Below are 18618 nucleotides of genomic sequence, written 5' to 3'. Positions count from 1 at the left end.
GGGTGCCCGCCCTTTCCGGCCAGCGGCGTATGGAGCGCCGCTGGGGCCTGCTCATGGCCGTGCCCGCGATCCTCGGATTCGTGATCTTCACCGCCGGGCCGATGGTCGCCTCGGCGCTGTTCAGCCTGACCGACTGGCAGATCGGCGGCACCCCGTCGTACGTCGGCTTCGACAACTACACCGCGCTCGTCGACGACGAGCTGTTCTGGAAGTCGCTCAGCGCCACGACGTACTACACCCTCGGTGCGGTCCCGCTCGCGCTGATCGTCGCCTTCGCCGTGGCCATGCTGCTCAACCAGCGGGTGCGCGGCCTGTCCATCTGGCGGACGATCTTCTACCTGCCGACGCTGGTGCCGGCGATCGCCAACGTGGTCCTGTGGATCTGGATCTTCAACCCCGACTTCGGGCTGCTCAACTCCCTGCTGCGCCAGGGCGGGCTGCCCACCGCGCAGTGGATCTACGACGAGGCCACGGCCATCCCCTCGCTGATCATCATGAGCACCTGGGGGTTCGGCAACACCATGGTCATCTTCCTGGCCGGGCTGCAGGGCGTGCCACGGCACCTGTACGAGGCGGTGTCGATCGACGGCGGCGGCCCGTGGCGGCGCTTCTGGCACGTGACGCTGCCGATGATGACCCCGACCATCTTCTACAACCTCGTCGTCGGCGTGGTCGGCACCTTCCAGGTCTTCAACCAGGCGTACGTCATGACCGAGGGCGGGCCCAACCAGTCGACGCTCTTCTACGTCTACTACCTGTTCCGCAAGGCCTTCCACGAGAGCGAGATGGGCTACGCGAGCGCGCTCGCCTGGGTGCTGTTCATGGTGATCATGGTGGTCACGTTCCTGATGTTCCGCAACGCGCGGCGCTGGGTCTACTACGAGATGGCGGGCGCCCGATGACCGCCGTGGCGGCTCCGGAGAAGCCGCGCACCGGGCGGGTCGCCCCCACCGCCGGGCTTCGCCGGCCCAGGCGGTTCGGCAAGGCGCTGCTCTACCTGGCGCTGGTGGCAGGGGCGGTGCCGACGCTGCTGCCGTTCGTCTGGCTGGTGCGCAGCGCGCTGATGCAGGACGCGCAGATGTTCACCGCGCCGCCCGAGTGGATCCCCGCGCCGTTCCAGTGGTCGAACTTCACCGAGGCGCTCACCGCGCAGCCGTTCTGGCTGTACTTCGTCAACACGGTGGTCATCGCGGTCATCAGCGTGCTCGGCACGGTGCTCACCTGCTCCATCGCCGCCTTCAGCTTCTCCCGCCTGCGCTGGCGCGGCCGGAACGTCGTCTTCGCGGTGCTGCTCAGCGGGGTGATGCTGCCCTACGCCGTGACGCTCATCCCGACGTTCGCCATGTGGCAGCAGCTCGGCGCGCTGGACAGCATCATCCCGCTCACCGTGCCGAGCTGGTTCGCCGGGGCGGGCGGCGGCGTGTTCAACGTGTTCCTGCTGCGGCAGTTCTTCCTGACCATCCCGTTCGAGCTGGACGAGGCCGCCTACATCGACGGCGCGTCACCCTGGCGGGTCTTCTGGACCGTCGTCATGCCGTTGTCCAGGCCCGCGATCGTGGTGGTGACCATCTTCACCTTCATCGGCACCTGGAACGACTTCCTCGGGCCGCTGCTCTACCTCACCGATGAGGACAAGTACACGCTCTCGCTCGGCCTGGCGTCGTTCCAGAGCGTCTTCATCACCCAGTGGGGCTACCTGATGGCCGCCTCCGCCGCCGTCATCGCGCCGATCATCGCGCTGTTCTTCTTCCTGCAGCGCTACTTCATCGAGGGAATCACCCTCACCGGCATCAAGAACTGATCGGCGGCCCCGACCGCGCCTTCACCTTCCAGCTCTCCCCGACCATGACGGCCCCGGCACGAGCCGGGGCCGTCGTCGAACCCTGGATCGCCTCGCCACTCCCCGACGAAGGAGCCGTATGAGAAAGACCGGTGTCGCCGTAGTACTCACCGGGCTGGCGCTCGCGCTGAGCGTGCCCCTGCCCTCGGCGGCGCAGGGACGCGCCGCGCCCGAGCTGGACGTGTTCGACATCTTCTACCGCAACGTCAAGGAGTACGGCGTGCAGCTGGTGGACTGGCAGGGCTACCTCGCCAATCCCTCCATCGAGCTGACCGTCCGCGCCCCGAAGGTGGCGGGCGTCGCCTACCCGCTGAAGGTCGACCTGAAGGCCGAGGGCACCTCCCGGCTGATGTTCAACCTGCCCAGCGAGCTGACCGCGACCGGCGCCACCAAGAGCTTCACCCTCACCGGCCCCGCCGACCGGGAGATCGTACGGCTGGCCATCCACTCCAAGCAGGGGCCGGGCCGTGACGAGCGGCACAAGTGGACCATGAAGACGACCGACGCGAAGGGCGCGACGGTGAAGCAGACCCTGCCGATCCGGGTCCAGCAGGACGAGAAACGGAAACTCGAGCCCTCCGTGCCCATCGACTTCGACTACCGCTACGACACCATCACCGGTTACTTCGCGGACCCCGGCACGCGGAAGGCCGCCGAGACGGCCGTGCGGAACTGGTTCGCCTTCTTCGACCTCGAACCCTTCGACACCGTGCCCGCCGGCGACGAGGTCAGTCATCTGCCGGGCGACGACTGGCAGAACGAGGTGAAGACCAGCAACGCCAAGCCGTACGACGGCTTCTACGTGTTCTTCCGCGGCATCCAGACGCCCTACTCCACCGGGTATCCGGCCGACAACGGCAAGAAGCACACCCGGAACGGGGAGGCCACGCCGTACCACCGTTCGTTCTCCACGATCCTGGAGTACGACGAGGCGTTGATGAAGCTGTTCACCTCCCTGTCCGACGACGACTGGTACCGGTCCGACCTCGGCGAGGTCATCGACGTGCACGGGCTGGTGATGCACGAGTTCGGGCACGCCGTCGCCTATCACGACTGGTGGGAGGGGATGGCGAAGTACAAGGAGAGCAAGGGGCGGGACGATCAGGAGGTCATCGACTACCAGGGCTATCCCATCCCGATCGACGGCAGCGGCCACATTCCGGGCGATCAGCCGTACTGGGACCGGATCAGCGGGCAGAGCGGCGGCTGGCACCACGTCTTCCCGACCCGGCGGTGGGAGCTGACCAAGCTGGCCCTGCTGGTGGCGGAGAACGCCGGCTGGAAGCTGAACCGGTCGCTCACCCCGTTCCTCGCCCCGTCGATCGAGACGGCCGCGCTGCGGAACGCCACCGCCGGCACGGCCTACTCCGAGCAGCTCCGGGCCAAGGGCGGCGTGCCGTTCTACGACTGGCAGGTCGCCGGCGGGGCCCTGCCCGAAGGGCTCACCCTGGACCGGTTCACCGGCCGGATCAGCGGCACCACCACGGCCGCCGCCGGGTCCTATCCCGTCACGGTGCAACTGCGTGACTACGACAAGCTCGGTACCCCGCTGACGAAGCAGTTCACCATCACCGTCGGCTGAGGGGCGTCATACACCGCGCCAGGCGTCTCCGGATCGGGAGGCGCCTGGCTTTCGGTCCGGGCGTTACGGTCTGGTAAATAAGGCCGATTTAGCCGGTCGACTCCCTTGGCTGCCTCTTTACTCGGGTCTACAGTGCAATGCTACATAGTACAGATGAAGTGCTGTGGGCGCGGATCGGGGATTCCATGACGTTCGAGCAGGTCAATGCGCGGGTCACCAAGGGCCTGCTGCATCAGTGGCAGGTCCGCAACAGCACGGCGACGATTCCGCACACCATCGGGCAACTGCGCTCAGCCGGCAATGTGGACAACCTGCGGCGCCTCCTCGTGGCGGACGCTCCGCCGTACCGTGGCCGTTATCCGTTTCTGGACACCGACCTGTACAAGACCCTCGAAGGGCTGGCGTACGAGATCGGCGCCGGCACCGCGCCGGACGGGGCACCGGAGTTCTTCGACGAGGTCGTCGAGCAGATCGAGCGGGTGCAGGCCGAGGACGGCTACCTGAACTCCTACTTCCAGGACCCGGCGTGCGCCGGAAAGCCGTGGGAGGACCTGGCCTGGGGGCACGAGCTCTACAACCTGGGCCACCTCATCCAGGCCGCGGTCGCCGCACGGCGGCGGATGGGCGACGGGCGGCTGCTCGCGGTGGCGGTGAAGTTCGCCGATCTGGTGGTGGCACGGTTCGGCCCCGGCGGGGAGGAGGTCACCTGCGGCCACCCCGAGGTCGAGATGGCCCTGGTCGAGCTGTTCAGGGAGACCGGCGACCGTGCCTACCTCGTCCAGGCGGGCCTGTTCGTGGACCGGCGCGGCCAGGGCAAACTGAAGCACCGGATCTTTCCGCCCGAGTACTTCCAGGACCAGCTCCCGTTCCGCGAACTCCCCTCGGTCACCGGGCACGCCGTACGGATGGCCTACCTCGCGGCGGGCGCGGCCGACATCTACCGGGAGACCGGTGACCGCTCGTTGTTCGAGGCGCTCGACCGGCTCTGGGACGACATGACGGCCACCAAGCTTCACCTCACCGGCGGCCTCGGCAGCCGCCACTCCGACGAGGCGATCGGCGACCGCTACGAGTTGCCGCCGGAGCGCGCGTACGCGGAGACCTGCGCCGCGATCGCCACCATGCAGTGGGCCTGGCGGATGTTCCAGGCGACCGGAGGCGCGAAGTACCTCGACGTGTTCGAGCGGGTGCTGTTCAACGCGTACGCCGTGGGCCTGTCCGCGGACGGCAAGGCGTTCTTCTACGACAACCCGCTGCAGCGGCGCCCCGACCACGAGCAGCGCAGCGGCGCGGAAACGGGCGGCGAGGCGCTGCGCCGGTCCTGGTTCGGCTGTGCCTGCTGCCCGCCGAACATCGTTCGCTGGACGGCGCAGCTCGGCGACCACATCGCCGCCGAACTGGACGGCGCGCTCCACATCACGACCTATGCCGGGGCGCGGATCGAGACCGGTCCGATCGCCCTGGCGATGGAGACGGAGTACCCCTGGGACGGCGACGTGCGCGTCGTCGTCGAACGGGCGTCCGGCGAGCCGTACGCGGTCCGGCTGCGCATCCCCGGGTGGGCCCGCTCGGTGACGGCGTCCGTGAACGGCCGGCCGGTCGAGGAAGCCGAGGACGGCTGGCTCACCGTCGAGCGGGTCTGGGCGGCGGGCGACGAGCTACGGCTCCGCCTGCCGATGCCGGTCAGGGCGCACGGCTCGCACCCCTACCTGGACGCCACCCGCGGCACGGTCAGCGTCGCACGCGGGCCGCTCGTCTACTGCGTCGAGCAACAGGACTGCCCGGTACCGGTGGACGATCTCGTCCTCTCCGCCGCCCAGGTCGCCGGCGCGGCCGCAGGGAGGCAGGACGGCCTGCCGGGCGCGGTCGTCCTCCAGGTGACGGCCGGGACGGCTCCGCCGCCGTCTGCCGAGCTCTACCCCGAACTGCCGGCGGAACAGCCGGAACCCGGCGAGACGGTCCCGGCGACCTTCGTCCCCTACTTCCTCTGGGGCAACCGCCGGCCTGCGGCCATGCGCGTCTGGGTCAGGAACAAGTGAGCCGTCGCGCTCATCCATCGAAAGAAGGCGCAATGAGAAGATCGGCAGTCATCGCCGCCGGCGCGGCGCTCAGCGCCCTGGCGCTCACCGCGTGCGGCGGCGCCTCCACCCCGGCCTCCGGCACCGGAGCCACGGGGCCCGCCACCACGGGAGGAACCGTCCACTACCTGCTTTCCTCTGACTACTCCCATCTGGATCCGGTCCGGGGCTGGGACGGCGGGGTCAACAACTTCTACCGGCTCATCTACCGCGGCCTGACGACGTTCGGCGCGGGCCCCGGCAAGGAGGGCACGAAGATCGTCCCCGACCTCGCCACCACCACCGGCACCGCCACCGACGACAACAAGACGTGGACGTTCACCCTCAAGGACGACATCTTCTTCGAGGACGGCACGCCGATCACCAGCGAGGCCATGAAGTTCGGCGTCGCGCGCGCCTGGGACCCGGAGGCCGGGATCGGCTCGCCGTACGCGCGGCTGCTCATCGACGCCCCCAAAAGCTACAAGGGCCCCTACGTCTCCGGTGACCTCGACACGATCGAGACCCCGGACCCCAAGACGATCGTGTTCCACCTGAAGAAGCCGTTCGCGGACTTCGCCAGCGCGCTCGCGCAGCCCAACTTCGTCCCCTTCCCGAAGGGCACGGGGGCGGCCAACGCGTTCGACGCCAAGCCGATCGCGTCCGGGCCGTACAAGGTGGAGAGCTACCAGCGCGGGGCGTCGCTGAAGCTGGTCCGCAACCCGCACTGGAAGGCCGCCACGGACACCGTCCGCGCGGCCAAGCCGGACCGGTTCCAGATCACCTTCGGGCTCGACGGCGCGACCATCGACGAGCGCATGCTGGCGGGGCAGGGCGCCGACGCGAACGCCATCGCGGGCGCGATCCAGGCCGCCACGGTGGCCCGGATCCAGGCTCCGCAGTTCAAGGCGCGCACGCTGTCCACCTACATGGGCTGCACCACCTACATGAGCTTCAACACCACGAAGAAGCCTCTCGGCGACGTGCGGGTCCGGCAGGCGATCAACCACGCGATCAACAAGGACACCGTGGTCGCCGGGGACGGCGGGACGGCCCTGGCGACCAGGGCGACCTCGATCCAGCCGCCGACCATCGTCGGCCGGGTGGACTACGACCCGTACCCGACCGACCTGGCCAAGGCGCGGCAGTTGCTGGAGGAGGCCGGGCTCGCCGACGGGTTCGACCTGACCCTGGACGTCCGCCCGGTGCCCCGCCAGCAGGGCATGGCGGTCGCGATCCAGGAGGCGCTGAAGCCGCTGAAGGTGAACGTCAAGATCAACAATATCGACACGTCCACCTTCTACGAGGTGATCGCCACCCCGGCGCAGCAGCACGACGCGGCCCTCACCGGCTGGTGCCCGGACTGGTCGTCCGGCGCGACCTTCCTGCCGCCGCTGTTCGACGGCCGGAACATCTACGACAAGGGCAACCAGAACCTCGCCCAGATCAACGACAAGGCCGTCAACGAGCGGATCGACGAGATCGCCGAGATGACCGACGTCGACGCCGCCAACGCCGCCTACGCCGAGCTGGACAAGCAGATCATGGAGCTGGCGCCCATCGTGCCCCTCCTGTACGAGAAGAACGTGACGGTCATCGGCGACAACATCGCCGGGGCCTATCTGAGCGACGCGTACTCCGGCGGCATCGACCTGGTCTCCGTCGGTCTCAAAACCCCGGGCAAGTAGGCGCGCACCATGACCACCGCCGCACCCTCGCGCGATGCGAAGGCCGGCCCCGAGGCGGGCGCGACCGGCGCGCCCGCCTCCGCGGGACGCCGGATCGCGGGCGCGCTCCTGCACGACTGGGCCGCCGTCCTCAGCACCGGATTCCTCATCCTGGTCGTCCTGATGGCGATCTGCGCGCCACTGATCACCGCGATCACCGGATACGGGCCGAGCGACTTCGACGCGGCGGCCGTCGACTCCGACCTCGGCGGCCTGCCGCGGGGCGCGTTCGGTGGCGTCAGCGCCGAACACTGGCTCGGCGTCGAGCCGCAGAACGGCCGCGACATCCTGGCCCGCATCATGTACGGCGCGCGCGTGTCGTTCCTGATCGCGTTCTCGGCGACCGTGCTGACCACCCTGCTCGGCGTGGTCTTCGGCATGCTCGCCGGGTTCTACCAGGGCTGGGCCGACCAGGTGATCTCCCGGGTGATGGACTTCCTGATGGCCTTCCCGTCGCTGATCTTCATGATCGCCATCCTGTCGTCGCTGCCGGCCGGGAACCGGTCGGTGCTGCTGGTCGTGGTGATCAGCGTGTTCGGCTGGCCGTACCTCGCGCGGGTGGTGCGCGGGCAGACGATGACGCTGGTGAACCGGGAGTTCGTCGAGGCGGCCCGCGCGTCGGGCGCCGGAGCCGGAGCTTTGGTGTTCAAGGAGATCCTGCCCAACCTGCGCAGCTCGCTCATCGTCATGACGACCCTGGCGGTGCCCGGCTACATCGGCACCGAGGCGGGGCTGTCCTTTCTGGGCGTCGGCGTCACCCCACCGACCCCCTCGTGGGGTCAGATGATCGCCAGTTCGGTGAACTGGTACGCGGTGGACCCGATGTACTTCGCGGTCCCCGGGCTCTTCCTCTTCCTCACCGTGCTGTCCCTCACCGTGCTCGGGGACCGGATCCGGGCCGCCACCGACGCGGGGGAGGCCTCCTGATGGCCCGTTATCTCGCCGGCCGGATCGCCGGGCTCGCGCTGATCCTCTTCATGGTCTGCCTGTTCACGTATCTGATCTTCTTCCAGCTGTCGCCGGACCCGGCGGTGATGATCTGCGGGAAGACCTGCACGCCGGAGCGAATCGTGCAGATCCGCACGATTCTCGGGTTGGACGAGCCGTTCCTCAGCCAGTTCCGGGACTTCCTGGTCGGGCTGTTCGCCGGGCGCGACTACGGGTCGGGCGCGAACCTCATCCACTGCCCGGCGCCCTGTCTCGGGTACTCCTTCCAGACCAGCCAGTCGGTGTGGGAGATGATCGTGGACCGGCTCCCGGTCAGCGCCACCGTCGCGGTCGGCGCGGCCGTGCTCTGGCTGCTCGCCGGCATCGGCGCCGGCCTGCTCAGCGCGGTCAAGGAGGGCACCTGGTGGGACCGGACCCTGATGGGCCTGGCCCTGGGCGGTGCCAGCATCCCCAACTACGTGCTCGCGCTGTCCCTGCAGTACGTCCTGGTGGTCCATCTGCAGATTCTGCCGTTCCCCTCGGCCGTGGCGTTCTCCGACGGCCCGGTCCTGTGGTTCCAGTCGTATCTGATGCCGTGGGTCGTCCTGGCGACCGGGTACGCCTGCCTCTACGCCCGGTTGACCAGGGCGAACGTCATCGACACGCTGGCCGAGAACTTCATGCGGACGGCCCGGGCCAAGGGCCTGTCCCCGGTCCTCACGATGCGGCGGCACGCGCTGCGGCCCGCGCTCACGCCGATCACCACGATCTTCGGCATGGACTTCGCCGCGCTGCTGGGCGGCGCGCTGATCACCGAGACCGTCTTCGGCCTCAACGGCGTCGGCAAGATGGCCGCCGACTCGATCGCCAAGAACGACCAGCCGGTGATCATGGCCGTCACCCTGCTCGCGGCCACGTTCGTGGTGGTGGGCAACGTCGTGGTCGACCTCGTCTACACCGGCCTCGACCCGAGAGTGAGGATCCGTTGAGTGAGCTGCTCGTCGTGGAGGGCCTCACGGTGACCTTCCCGACCACGCGTGGCCTGGTGGACGTGGTCAAGGAGGTGTCGTTCACGGTCGGCAGGGACGAGACCGTCGGCATCGTCGGCGAGTCCGGCTCGGGCAAGTCGATGACCAGCCTGGCCATCCTGGGCCTGTTGCCGCGCGGGGCCGTGACCAGGGGCAGCATCCGGCTGGACGGCGTCGAACTGCTCGGCCGGACGGACCGGGAGATGCGGCGCGTCCGGGGCGAACAGGTTTCGATGATCTTCCAGGACCCGTTGTCGTCGCTGAACCCCTACTACACGGTCGGCCTGCAGATCGAGGAGATGTACCGGGCCCATCGGGGAGGGTCGCGGAAGGCGGCCAGGAAGATCGTCACCGAGGCGCTGACCCAGGTCGGCATCCCCGAGCCGGAGCGGCGGGCGAGCTACTACCCCCACCAGTTCTCCGGCGGGCAGCGCCAGCGCATCATGATCGCGATGGCGCTGGTCTGCTCGCCCGCGCTGCTCATCGCCGACGAGCCCACCACCGCCCTCGACGTCACCGTCCAGGCCCAGATCCTGCGCCTCCTCGCCGGACTCCAGCGGGAGACCGGGACCGGGATGGTCTTCGTCACCCACGACCTCGCGGTGATCAGCACGATCGCCGCCCGGGTGCTCGTGATGCGCCGGGGCGAACAGGTCGAGTACGGCACCGCCGAGCAGATCTTCGCCGAGCCGCGACACGAGTACACCCGGATGCTGCTGGAGAGCATCCCGCGGATCGACGACGAGGTGGCTTCATGAGCGAACCCCTGCTGCGCGCCCGGGACCTGACCAAGCGGTTCACCGTGCGCGGCCCGTTCGGGCGGAAGGCGGAGTTCACCGCCGTCGACACGGTGAGCTTCGACCTGCGGCTCGGCGAGACCCTGGCCGTGGTGGGCGAGTCCGGCAGCGGCAAGTCCACGACGGCCCGCATGGTGGCCAAACTGATGGAACCCACCGGGGGCACCCTGGAGTTCGAGGGCCGTGACGTGACCCGCGCGAAGGGCGCCGAGCTGGCCGGCTTCCGAAACGACGTCCAGGTGGTGTTCCAGGACCCCTTCTCCTCGCTCAATCCCCGGCACACGGTCGAGCGCATCCTGCTGGCGCCCCTCATCTACCAGGGGATCCAGCCCAAAGGCGGAAAGCGGGCGCTCGCCAGGGAGCTGATGGAGCGGGTCGGCCTCGATCCCGATCACTCGCAGCGCTATCCCGCGCAGTTCTCCGGCGGGCAGGCGCAGCGCATCGGGATCGCCCGCGCGCTCGCCGTCGACCCCAAGCTGGTGATCTGCGACGAGGCGGTCTCGGCGCTCGACGTGTCGGTGCGGGCGCAGGTGATCGAGTTGTTGCGGCGCCTTCAGCGGGAGAGTGGCTTCAGCTACATCTTCATCGCGCACGACCTCGCCGTCGTCCGCCAGATCGCGCACCGGGTGGCGGTCATGAGCGAGGGAAGGGTCGTCGAGCAGGGCCCGTGCGAGCAGATCTTCACCGATCCCGCGGACCCGTACACCAGGACGCTGCTGGCCGCGATCCCCCGGATCGACCCCGAGTGGGACCGCAGAAGGAGGGCCGCCGGATGAACTACACGATCCCGGGCATGCACGTGCGGGAACACACGGTGCGGGTGCCGCTCGACTGGGCGGACCCCCGACAGACGATCTCCGTCTTCGCCCGCGAGCTGGTCGACCCGGCCCGGCGCGGCGAGGACCTGCCCTGCCTGCTCTACCTGCAGGGCGGGCCCGGCGGGAAGGGGCCGCGCCCGCTCAAAGCGGACGGGTGGATCGGGCAGGCGCTGCTGACCCACCGGGTCGTCCTGCTCGACCAGCGCGGCACCGGCCGCAGCACCCGGGTCGACGGCCGCGGGATGGGCGGATTCGACGACGCCGAGCAGGCCGCCGACCATCTCGCCTGCTTCCGCGCCGACTCGATCGTGGCCGACGCCGAGCACCTGCGGAAAACCGTCTTCGGCGGTCGCCGCTGGGCGACGCTCGGGCAGAGTTACGGCGGGTTCCTCACGATGACCTACCTGTCGTACGCGCCGGAGGGCCTGAGCGCGTGCTACGTCACCGGTGGCCTGCCCAGTCTGGCCCCGGACGCGGCCGAGGTCTACCGGCGGACCTATCCGCGCGTCGCGGCGAAGAACGCCGAGTTCTACCGGCGCTACCCGCAGCACCTGGATTCGGTCGCACGGATCGCGGACCGGCTGGCCGAGGGCGACGTCCTGCTGCCCGACGGCGACGTGCTCACGGTGCGCCGGCTGCAGTCGCTCGGCGTCGACTTCGGGATGAAGCCCGGGTACGAGCGGATGCACTGGCTGCTCGACGAGGCGTTCAACGACGGCGAACCGTCGTCGGCCTTCCTGCACCAGGTGCTGGCGCGCTCGTCGTACAGCGACAATCCGCTGTTCGCCGCGCTCCAGGAGGCCATCTACGGGCGCGGCTCCTGGACGGCGGCCGAACGGGAACGCGATTCGCGCTTCGCGGAGACCGCGCGGCCGTTGCTGTTCACCGGGGAAATGATCTACCCCTGGATGTTCGAGGAGATCCGTGAGCTCCGGCCGTTCCGCCCCGCGGTGGAGGCGCTGGCGGGACGGGACGACTGGCCGCCGTTGTACGACGCGGACCGGCTGGCCGCCAACGAGGTGCCGATCGCCGCGGCCGTCTACTTCGACGACATGTACGTGGACGCCGGGCTGCAACTGGAGACGGCGGCCCACGTCGGCAACCTCCAAGCCTGGGTGACCAACGAGTACGAACACGACGGGCTCGGCGATGAGCGCGTCTTCACCCGCCTGACCGGGCTGGTCCGCGATAGAGGAGGAGAAATAGGTGAATAACCTGCCGAAGCTGGCGGAGATCCCGGCCTTCAACGCGTACATGGGGCAGGGCTGGGGGATGCCCGACCGGACACCGCCCGTCGTCCCGGGCGCGCCCGGGGCAGCCGCCGCGCACCGGGCGCGGCTCGCGGCGGCACTGCCCGGCAGGGAGATCACGGTCGCCGCGGGGCACGCCCCGGTACGGAGCAACGACACCTCCTACGACTTCCGCCCCGACAGCGACTTCTACTGGCTCACCGGCTGCGCGGTCGAGGCCGCGGTGGTCGTGCTGCGCGATGGCGACGCGACCCTGTACCTGCCGCCCCCGGCGTACCCCGGCGATCCGGGTTTCTTCGGCGACGCCGCGCGCGGCGAGTTGTGGGTCGGCGCCGCGCCGGCGCTCGCCGACTGGTCGGCCGCACTGGGCATCGAGGTGCGCCCGCTGGACGAGGCGCCCGCCGCGGAGAACCCCGAGGAACTCCGCCGTGTCCTGGCCGAACTGCGCATGATCAAGGACGACTGGGAGATCGGCCAGCTCCGCGCGGCCGTGGACCGTACGGTCGAGGGGTTCGCCGCGGTTCTCGCGGAGATCCCTGCGGCCGTCGAGGGCAGGGGCGAGCGCTGGCTCCAGGGCACGTTCGACCGGCACGCCCGGACGTACGGCAACGGCCCCGGCTACGCAGGCATCGTGGGCGGCGGCAAGCACGCGGCGACGCTCCACTGGGTGCGTTGCGACGGCCCCGTCGTGCCGGACGAGCTGGTGCTGCTCGATCTCGGCGTGGAGGTGCACAGTCACTACACCGCCGACGTCACCCGGACCTTCCCCGTGTCCGGCCGGTTCTCCCCGGCGCAGCGGCAGGTTCACGACCTGGTCGAGAGGGCGCACCGGGCGGCGCTCGCCCAGGTGGCTCCCGGCCACCGTTACACCGACTTCCACCACGCCGCGATGGAGGTCATCGCCCACGGGCTGCACGACTGGGGGCTGCTGCCCGTCTCCGTGGACGAGGCGTTGTCGGAGCACGGCCAGCACCACCGCCGCTACCTCATCTGCGGCATCGGGCACCACCTGGGCCTCGACGTGCACGACTGCGCCCAGTCCCGCCCGGAGGCCTACCAGGGCGCGGACATGGCTCCCGGCATGGTGCTCACCGTCGAGCCCGGCCTGTACTTCCACGCCCACGACCTGACGGTTCCGCCCGAGCTGCGCGGGATCGGCGTCCGCATCGAGGACGACCTCCTGGTCACCCGGGACGGCGCCGAGGTGCTGTCCGCGGAACTGCCGCTCGGCGCCGACGGCCTCGAACACTGGATGTCCCAGACCCGGCCCGTGAGCGTCCAATCCAGGTGAACGGGCCCCGGAGCCCTCGCCGTAGCGCGACCCGCCGGCGCCCGACAGGCGCCGGCCGTCTCCTGGGTCGTGGCTAGGCGGCCACGGTGAGGCAGGCCGTGCCCGTCTCCGCCAGCACGGTCCTGGCCAGCGTGTCCGCGGGTGCGGAGAGTCCGGCCGGTTCTCCCGCGAGCACCCACGGACCCAGGGCGAAGCGCCGGGGGTGTACGGCCTGCGCCCGGTCGATCAGGCGGCGGTCCGACGGCCGTACGGCGAGCAGGCCGGACTCCTCCTGGCACTCGCCGCGCGCCCAGAGCCGGGAGAGCAGCGGATCGGTGGTCCGGCTCACGCTCGGCGCGGACGGCCGGGCCTCTACCAGGGTCCTGGCGGTGAGGGCGCCGGGCAGGGTGCTGCCGCGGGCCCGCCAGGCGCGGCGTTCCTCGTCCGGTTCGGCGCGCAGACCCGCCCCGAGGAAGGTGACCACCCCGGCGCGTGCCAGCGCGCGCAGCTCCGCCGTGCGCAGCCAGGACGGGCCGTCGGCGACGAAGCGGGACAGGCTGTCGAACCACGGGTCCGGCGGCCGCCCGCTCAGCACCGCCCGGACCGCGTGCATCCCCTGGATCAGGGCGAGGTCGGCGCTGTACGCGGGGTCGGCGCGTCTGCCGAGGTCGGCGGTCAGATAGCCGTGCATCCACCGCTGTAACCCCGCCGTGTCGCCGAACCGGATCCCGTGCAGCGGGCGGTCCAGCCGGTCGAGACGCAGCCGGTCGGCGTGCCGGGGCACGGCGTTCCTGATCAGCGCGCGCATCGCTCCGTCGTCCCACTCCGCCGCGGCGAACGCGGCCTCGAACTCCGGCCAGTCCATCCTCGCCCGCTCCGGGTGCCCGGTGATCAGTCCGTGGTAGTAGGCGAATGCCAGCTCCTTCGCGATCAGCGTCCGGAGCCCCCGCCCGGCGTCCACCGCCCCGCGTGCCGGCGGGTCCGGGGTGAGGAACCGGGGAATCGGCGGCCGGGCGCCACGCGACGGGTAGCCGGGCGCGGCGTGGTACGGCACGCCTCTGCGTGATCCCACGTGCAGCAGCGGTTCGCGACCGCTCGGCAGATAACCGAGCTCACCGTCCCGGTCGTGGACGAACCGGCCGCCACGTCCGGAGGTCAGCGGCCCGACCAGCTCGGCGAAGACGTGTCCGATGCCCCGGACGATCACCGGCTCGCCGCCGGGCACCAGGTCCGGGCGAAGCTCTCCGGTGGGCAGGTAGGTCAGGCCGTGCCGTACGGCGAAGTCGTCCAGCGCCTGTTCCTCCGGGGTGGGCGGCACACCTCGGCGGCCCTGTGCCAGGATCACCGTCTCGACGTCGTGGAATCGGCCGGTGGACAGTGCCACCCGCTGCCTGCCGAAAACATCGGCCAGGTCCACGGCGGTCGCCCGGTGCAGGTGGACGCGTACGTTCCCGGTGTCCGGCCGGTCGAGCGGCCGGTCCGAGTCCGGCGGGTGCGGATCGACGAGGTGGATGTCGAGGGTGACGCCCGGGAGCGACTTCGGCGCGTTGGCGCGGAGCCGTTCCACCAGGCGGACGCCGGTGCGGCCCGCGCCGATGACGGCCACCGCCGCACTCCGGCCCGTCCGCCGTTCCCGGCGCGTGCCGGGCGGGCCGATCGGGGCGGCCCGGTGCTGGGTCGCGCCCGTGGTGCGGGATTCGACGGGCATCGATCGTGCCTTTCGTCTGGGAGGCGCGGAGGTCGATCCGGTATGGCAGGCGTGCATGCATGTATTACCTACTTAAAAAGTAGGTAATACATGATTCATTGTCAACGACGATCGTAGCCCGGGTTCGGCGGGTCCGGCGGCTTCGTCTCCGCGATCGTCTCCGGCCGCCCGTTCACGGCCGAGTCTCTCGTCGTGGCCTGACGCTCCCGGCTCACGGGGTGGGAGGTTCGGGGATCCTCCCACCCGTGAACGTCCCTGCCCTGACGACGGGCCCCGGCTCGCACGTGACCGTGGAAGCCGGGGTTGTCGGACGTTCACCGGTAGGAAGGGGCGTCTCAGCCCCCGTACACCTCGATGCGGTCGAGACTGATCACGGTGCTGCCGGAGGCGGGGTTCCGGTCGCCGGTGACGCGGACCCGCAGCGTGTGCGCGCCGGGCGGCAGCACGGGGCTCAGGTAGTTCAGCTGCTCGCCGACCCGGATGCCGCTGTAGTAGTCGACCCGCTGCTCCGGGCCGCCGTCGATGGAGATGCCGGCGATGCCGTTGCCGACGTCGCGCACGCTCAGCAACGCGACCCGCGTGCCGGTGAAACGGATCGTCGCGGTCGCGCCCTGCTGGCCGCTCCAGTGGTCGTTGCTCCAGAAGCACTGGTTGCCGCAGCCGGAGCCGGACAGCCACGACCCGCCGTACTCGACCTGGTTCTGGCCGGTGCCCTGGTCGAAGTCGTTGATGACGGAGGTGGGCGCGCCGGGATCGCCGGAGGGCAGTTGCTGGGTGGCGCCGGCGGCGAGAGGACGGCCGAAGTTCGGTGTGCCGTCGGGGTTCCAGCCGAACCTCTGGACCCGGGTGGTGCGGAAGGAGTAGGTGTTGGTGCTGGTGTTCTTGCCGTGGTAGGCGATCCAGTCCTCGGTGCCGTCCGGTGAGCGGAAGAACGAATGGTGCCCCGGACCCCACACGCCGGTCGCGTCGTTCCGGGAGAACACCGGCCCGGCGTGCTGCGTCCAGTTGGCCGCTGTCATCGGGTCCGCGCCGTTCGCGATGCTCTTCATCCACAGCTGGTAGTCCGGTTTGCCGGTGTCACAGGTGGAGTAGGTGAGAAAGGTCCTTCCGTTGCGGTACAGCGGTGTCGGTCCCTCCCGCACCTCGCCGCAGCCGCCGCTCGCGGTGATGGCGACCCGGCCGCCCGTCACCGTCCACGCGTTGCTCATCCGGGCGATGTAGAGCTGCGCCGGGCCGCCCTGGCCACGACCGGGGCCGGTCCAGACGAAGTACGACTGCCCGTTGTGGGTGATCGGCTCGCCGTCGATGGCGTACTCGCCGAAGTCGGCGATCTTGGCCTTGAAGCTGTAGGGGCCCATCGGATCGTCCCCGGCCGACTCCAGCACGTACATCCGGTGGTTGGCGTCGACCCCGTCGGAGGCGGTGTAGTAGACGTACCAGCGCGAGCCCACGTGGCGGAAGGCCGGCGCCCACATCTGCGTGTTGCGGCTGGTGTCACTGTCGCGCCAGACCACCTGCTCGGGTGCGGCGAGCAGGGTGGCCAGGCTGGGCGACTTCCAGATCCCGATCCGGTCGCCGCGGGTGGTGGCCACGTAGTAGTTGCCCGCGTGGTACATCAGGCTCGGGTCGGCACTCGGATTCACCGGGTTCCGGAACGACGACGCCAGTGCGGCGCGGGCTCCGTCCGCCGGCGGCTCGACCGCGGCGGCGGCCGTCGGACCGGCTCCCAGGGCGACGATCAGGCCGAGGGCCAAGGCGGCGCAGGCCGTACGTAAAGGTGACCGGAGCATCGGCGTTCCTCCGAACTAGGTGACCGCATCCCCGTCAACATCATTTGTCATGCGACTTCCAGATAGTGACCGACGCGGGTTCCCCCAGTCAACGGCGATCAACCGTTTGCACCGCCGCCGGACTGATCCGGGTCGTCCCGCGGCGAGCGGGGCAGCCGGTCGCCGGCGGCGTCCAGGTGGGCGCGCATGGCCGCCGCCGGTGAGTGTTCCTCGATCGCGGCCGGCACCGCCGCGTGCTCGGCGATGGTGCTCCGCGTCTCGCCGGCTGGGCGGCGCGTGTTCCATGACATGGGACGGTACGACGCAAAACCGGCATTGGTCAATCGGTTGACCGATCGCGCGAGATCGCTGTACGGTCGCCCCACCTCCTGTCGAGCGGCCTCTTAAATCGATTCACATCGACGATCGGCTGCGAAGGGAAGTGGTCAGGATCATGCCCAGCCTGTCTCCCTGCGACCTCACCTGCGCGTTCCTCGACCGGCCCCGCGGCGTCGACGAGACCGTCCCCCGCCGGGCGTGGAAACCGCGCTCCACCGCCCGAGCCGGCGGCCCGGCCGCCGCGGCCACGCCGAGCGCCCGCGGCTGATGCCGGACGCGTCCACATCATCCTCCTCGATCTCGTCCTCGATCTCGTCTTCCAGCGGCACTTCATCCAGGGCGTGACCGCCGGGGTACCCGACTGAAAGGTTCACCGCACATGCGATTGGCAGGCAGGAAAGCGGTCGTCACGGGCGCGGGCGGGGCCATGGGCAAGGTGTTCGCCCAGGTTCTCGCCAAGGAGGGCTGCGACGTCGCGGGCCTCGACGTGGCCGCCGACGGACTGGAACGGTTCGGCGCCGCCGTACGGGAGACCGGGCGTGCGGCGCTGGAGGTCAAGGCGGACATCACCGACCTGGACGCGACCGAGAACGCGATCGAGGAGGTGCGCGCGGCCTGGGGCGGGATCGACATCCTGGTCAACAACGCCGGCGGCGGCATGGTCAGGCGGTTCCACGAGATGACCGCGGCGGAGTGGCGGCAGATGGTCGACGTCAACCTGACCAGCGTCTTCAACGTCACCCGCGCGGTCGTCCCCGCGATGCTGGAGCGCGGCGGCGGGCGGATCGTGAACATCTCCTCCATCGCCGCGCTGCGCGGCGGACGCCTGGTCCGGCACGCCAGCGGTTACGTGGCGGCGAAGGCGGGCGTGGTCGGCCTGACCAAGGCGCTCGCGATCGAGTACGCCACCGACGGCATCACGGTCAACTGCATCGCCCCCGGCGCGCAGCGAACGCCGGGCCGAGACGGTGACACGCCCGAACAACGCGAGGCGCTGCTCGCCCAGATCCCCACCCGTACGCTGGGCAGTCCTGAGGACCTGGCGGAGAGCATCGTGTTCTTCTGCCTGCCGTCGGCCGCCTACCTGACCGGCGTCATCCTGCCCCAGGACGGAGGTCACTCGATCTGATGGACGGCATGGCGAAGGGCAGAGCGAAGTACGACGAGGTGTACGGCGAGGGCGCGGCCGACCGGCTGCTCGACGCGTTGTCCGGGCCGGGCTCCGACATCGGGCGCTACGGCGTGGAGTTCAACTTCGGGGAGATCTACTCGCGCCCCGGGCTGGATCTCCGGCAACGCCAGATCGCGTCCATCGCCTCGCTGGTCAACATCGGCGGCTGCGAGCCACAGCTGACCGGCCACGTCAACGCGGCGCTCAACGTGGGCCTCACCGCCGCGGAGATCATCGAAGTGATCATTCACTGCGTCCAGTACGCCGGGTTCCCCAGGACCATCAACGCGATCAACGTGGCGAAGAAGGTCTTCGAGCAGAGAGGTGTGGCGTGA

General features: G+C 70.0%; 17 protein-coding genes. 14 read left to right on the top strand and 3 right to left on the bottom strand.

Annotated features, from left to right (window positions below; genetic code table 11):
• Positions 1 to 2 precede the first annotated feature (2 nt).
• The 11 genes from MBA17_RS32420 to MBA17_RS32360 all read left to right on the top strand — a co-directional run bounded on the left by MBA17_RS32420 (position 3) and on the right by MBA17_RS32360 (position 13317).
• Positions 3 to 902 (top strand): carbohydrate ABC transporter permease, encoded by a 900-nt coding sequence (locus MBA17_RS32420; RefSeq protein WP_238500617.1) that lies wholly within the window; start codon positions 3 to 5, stop codon positions 900 to 902.
• Positions 899 to 1801: a carbohydrate ABC transporter permease gene (locus MBA17_RS32415; RefSeq protein WP_238500616.1), complete on the top strand. Its 903-nt coding sequence runs from the start codon at positions 899 to 901 to the stop codon at positions 1799 to 1801. Before MBA17_RS32420 ends, MBA17_RS32415 begins: the two co-directional genes overlap by 4 nt.
• A 118-nt stretch (positions 1802 to 1919) precedes the next feature.
• On the top strand, positions 1920 to 3422 hold the full coding sequence (locus MBA17_RS32410) for an Ig domain-containing protein (protein WP_238500614.1): 1503 nt from the start codon (positions 1920 to 1922) through the stop codon (positions 3420 to 3422).
• A 185-nt stretch (positions 3423 to 3607) separates the two neighbouring features.
• Entirely contained in the window at positions 3608 to 5461 is a 1854-nt protein-coding gene (locus MBA17_RS32405; RefSeq protein WP_238500613.1) for a glycoside hydrolase family 127 protein, read from the top strand.
• Between the two features lie 32 nt (positions 5462 to 5493).
• Positions 5494 to 7167, top strand: coding sequence for an ABC transporter substrate-binding protein (locus MBA17_RS32400; protein ID WP_238500612.1), 1674 nt, complete (start codon positions 5494 to 5496; stop codon positions 7165 to 7167).
• Between the two features lie 9 nt (positions 7168 to 7176).
• The gene (locus MBA17_RS32395; RefSeq protein WP_238500611.1) at positions 7177 to 8133 is read left to right on the top strand and encodes an ABC transporter permease; all 957 of its coding nucleotides are present in this window, start codon (positions 7177 to 7179) and stop codon (positions 8131 to 8133) included.
• Positions 8133 to 9122 carry an ABC transporter permease gene (locus MBA17_RS32390; protein WP_238500610.1) on the top strand — a complete coding sequence of 330 codons (990 nt, stop codon included), beginning with the start codon at positions 8133 to 8135 and terminating at the stop codon, positions 9120 to 9122. Before MBA17_RS32395 ends, MBA17_RS32390 begins: the two co-directional genes overlap by 1 nt.
• A complete protein-coding gene (locus tag MBA17_RS32385; RefSeq protein ID WP_238500608.1) occupies positions 9119 to 9919 on the top strand; it encodes an ABC transporter ATP-binding protein in 801 nt (266 codons plus the stop codon). Before MBA17_RS32390 ends, MBA17_RS32385 begins: the two co-directional genes overlap by 4 nt.
• Entirely contained in the window at positions 9916 to 10734 is an 819-nt protein-coding gene (locus tag MBA17_RS49785) for an ATP-binding cassette domain-containing protein (RefSeq protein ID WP_274386287.1), read from the top strand. The genes MBA17_RS32385 and MBA17_RS49785 overlap by 4 nt, the downstream gene beginning before the upstream one ends.
• Positions 10731 to 11990, top strand: coding sequence for an alpha/beta fold hydrolase (locus tag MBA17_RS32365; protein WP_238500607.1), 1260 nt, complete (start codon positions 10731 to 10733; stop codon positions 11988 to 11990). Before MBA17_RS49785 ends, MBA17_RS32365 begins: the two co-directional genes overlap by 4 nt.
• Complete coding sequence (locus tag MBA17_RS32360; RefSeq protein WP_238500606.1) at positions 11983 to 13317, top strand: aminopeptidase P family protein; 1335 nt, start codon at positions 11983 to 11985, stop codon at positions 13315 to 13317. Before MBA17_RS32365 ends, MBA17_RS32360 begins: the two co-directional genes overlap by 8 nt.
• Before the next feature lie 73 nt (positions 13318 to 13390).
• Here MBA17_RS32360 and MBA17_RS32355 read toward each other — a convergent pair whose 3' ends face one another.
• The 3 genes from MBA17_RS32355 to MBA17_RS32345 all read right to left on the bottom strand — a co-directional run bounded on the left by MBA17_RS32355 (position 13391) and on the right by MBA17_RS32345 (position 17084).
• Positions 13391 to 15004: an NAD(P)/FAD-dependent oxidoreductase gene (locus tag MBA17_RS32355; protein WP_238500605.1), complete on the bottom strand. Its 1614-nt coding sequence runs from the start codon at positions 15002 to 15004 to the stop codon at positions 13391 to 13393.
• A 335-nt stretch (positions 15005 to 15339) separates the two neighbouring features.
• Complete coding sequence (locus MBA17_RS32350; protein ID WP_238500600.1) at positions 15340 to 16794, bottom strand: family 43 glycosylhydrolase; 1455 nt, start codon at positions 16792 to 16794, stop codon at positions 15340 to 15342.
• A gap of 98 nt (positions 16795 to 16892) precedes the next feature.
• The gene (locus MBA17_RS32345) at positions 16893 to 17084 is read right to left on the bottom strand and encodes a GntR family transcriptional regulator (protein ID WP_238500596.1); all 192 of its coding nucleotides are present in this window, start codon (positions 17082 to 17084) and stop codon (positions 16893 to 16895) included.
• 143 nt (positions 17085 to 17227) lie between these two features.
• Here MBA17_RS32345 and MBA17_RS32340 point away from each other — a divergent pair, with 143 nt between their 5' ends.
• From MBA17_RS32340 to MBA17_RS32330, 3 genes are all read left to right on the top strand, one after another.
• Positions 17228 to 17380: a hypothetical protein gene (locus tag MBA17_RS32340; RefSeq protein WP_238500595.1), complete on the top strand. Its 153-nt coding sequence runs from the start codon at positions 17228 to 17230 to the stop codon at positions 17378 to 17380.
• A gap of 111 nt (positions 17381 to 17491) precedes the next feature.
• Complete coding sequence (locus tag MBA17_RS32335; protein WP_238500593.1) at positions 17492 to 18241, top strand: SDR family NAD(P)-dependent oxidoreductase; 750 nt, start codon at positions 17492 to 17494, stop codon at positions 18239 to 18241.
• Positions 18242 to 18249: 8 nt separating this feature from the next.
• Positions 18250 to 18618, top strand: a complete 369-nt coding sequence (locus tag MBA17_RS32330) for a carboxymuconolactone decarboxylase family protein (protein WP_238500591.1) — start codon at positions 18250 to 18252, stop codon at positions 18616 to 18618.

Origin of the sequence: Dolomitihabitans soli (genome assembly GCF_022213955.1) — a bacterium.
In the GTDB taxonomy this organism is placed as follows: Bacteria; Actinomycetota; Actinomycetes; order Streptosporangiales; family Streptosporangiaceae; genus Streptosporangium_A; species Streptosporangium_A soli.
The sequence above is the reverse complement of the archived record's forward strand: the minus strand, read 5'-3'. Positions and strand labels throughout refer to the sequence as shown.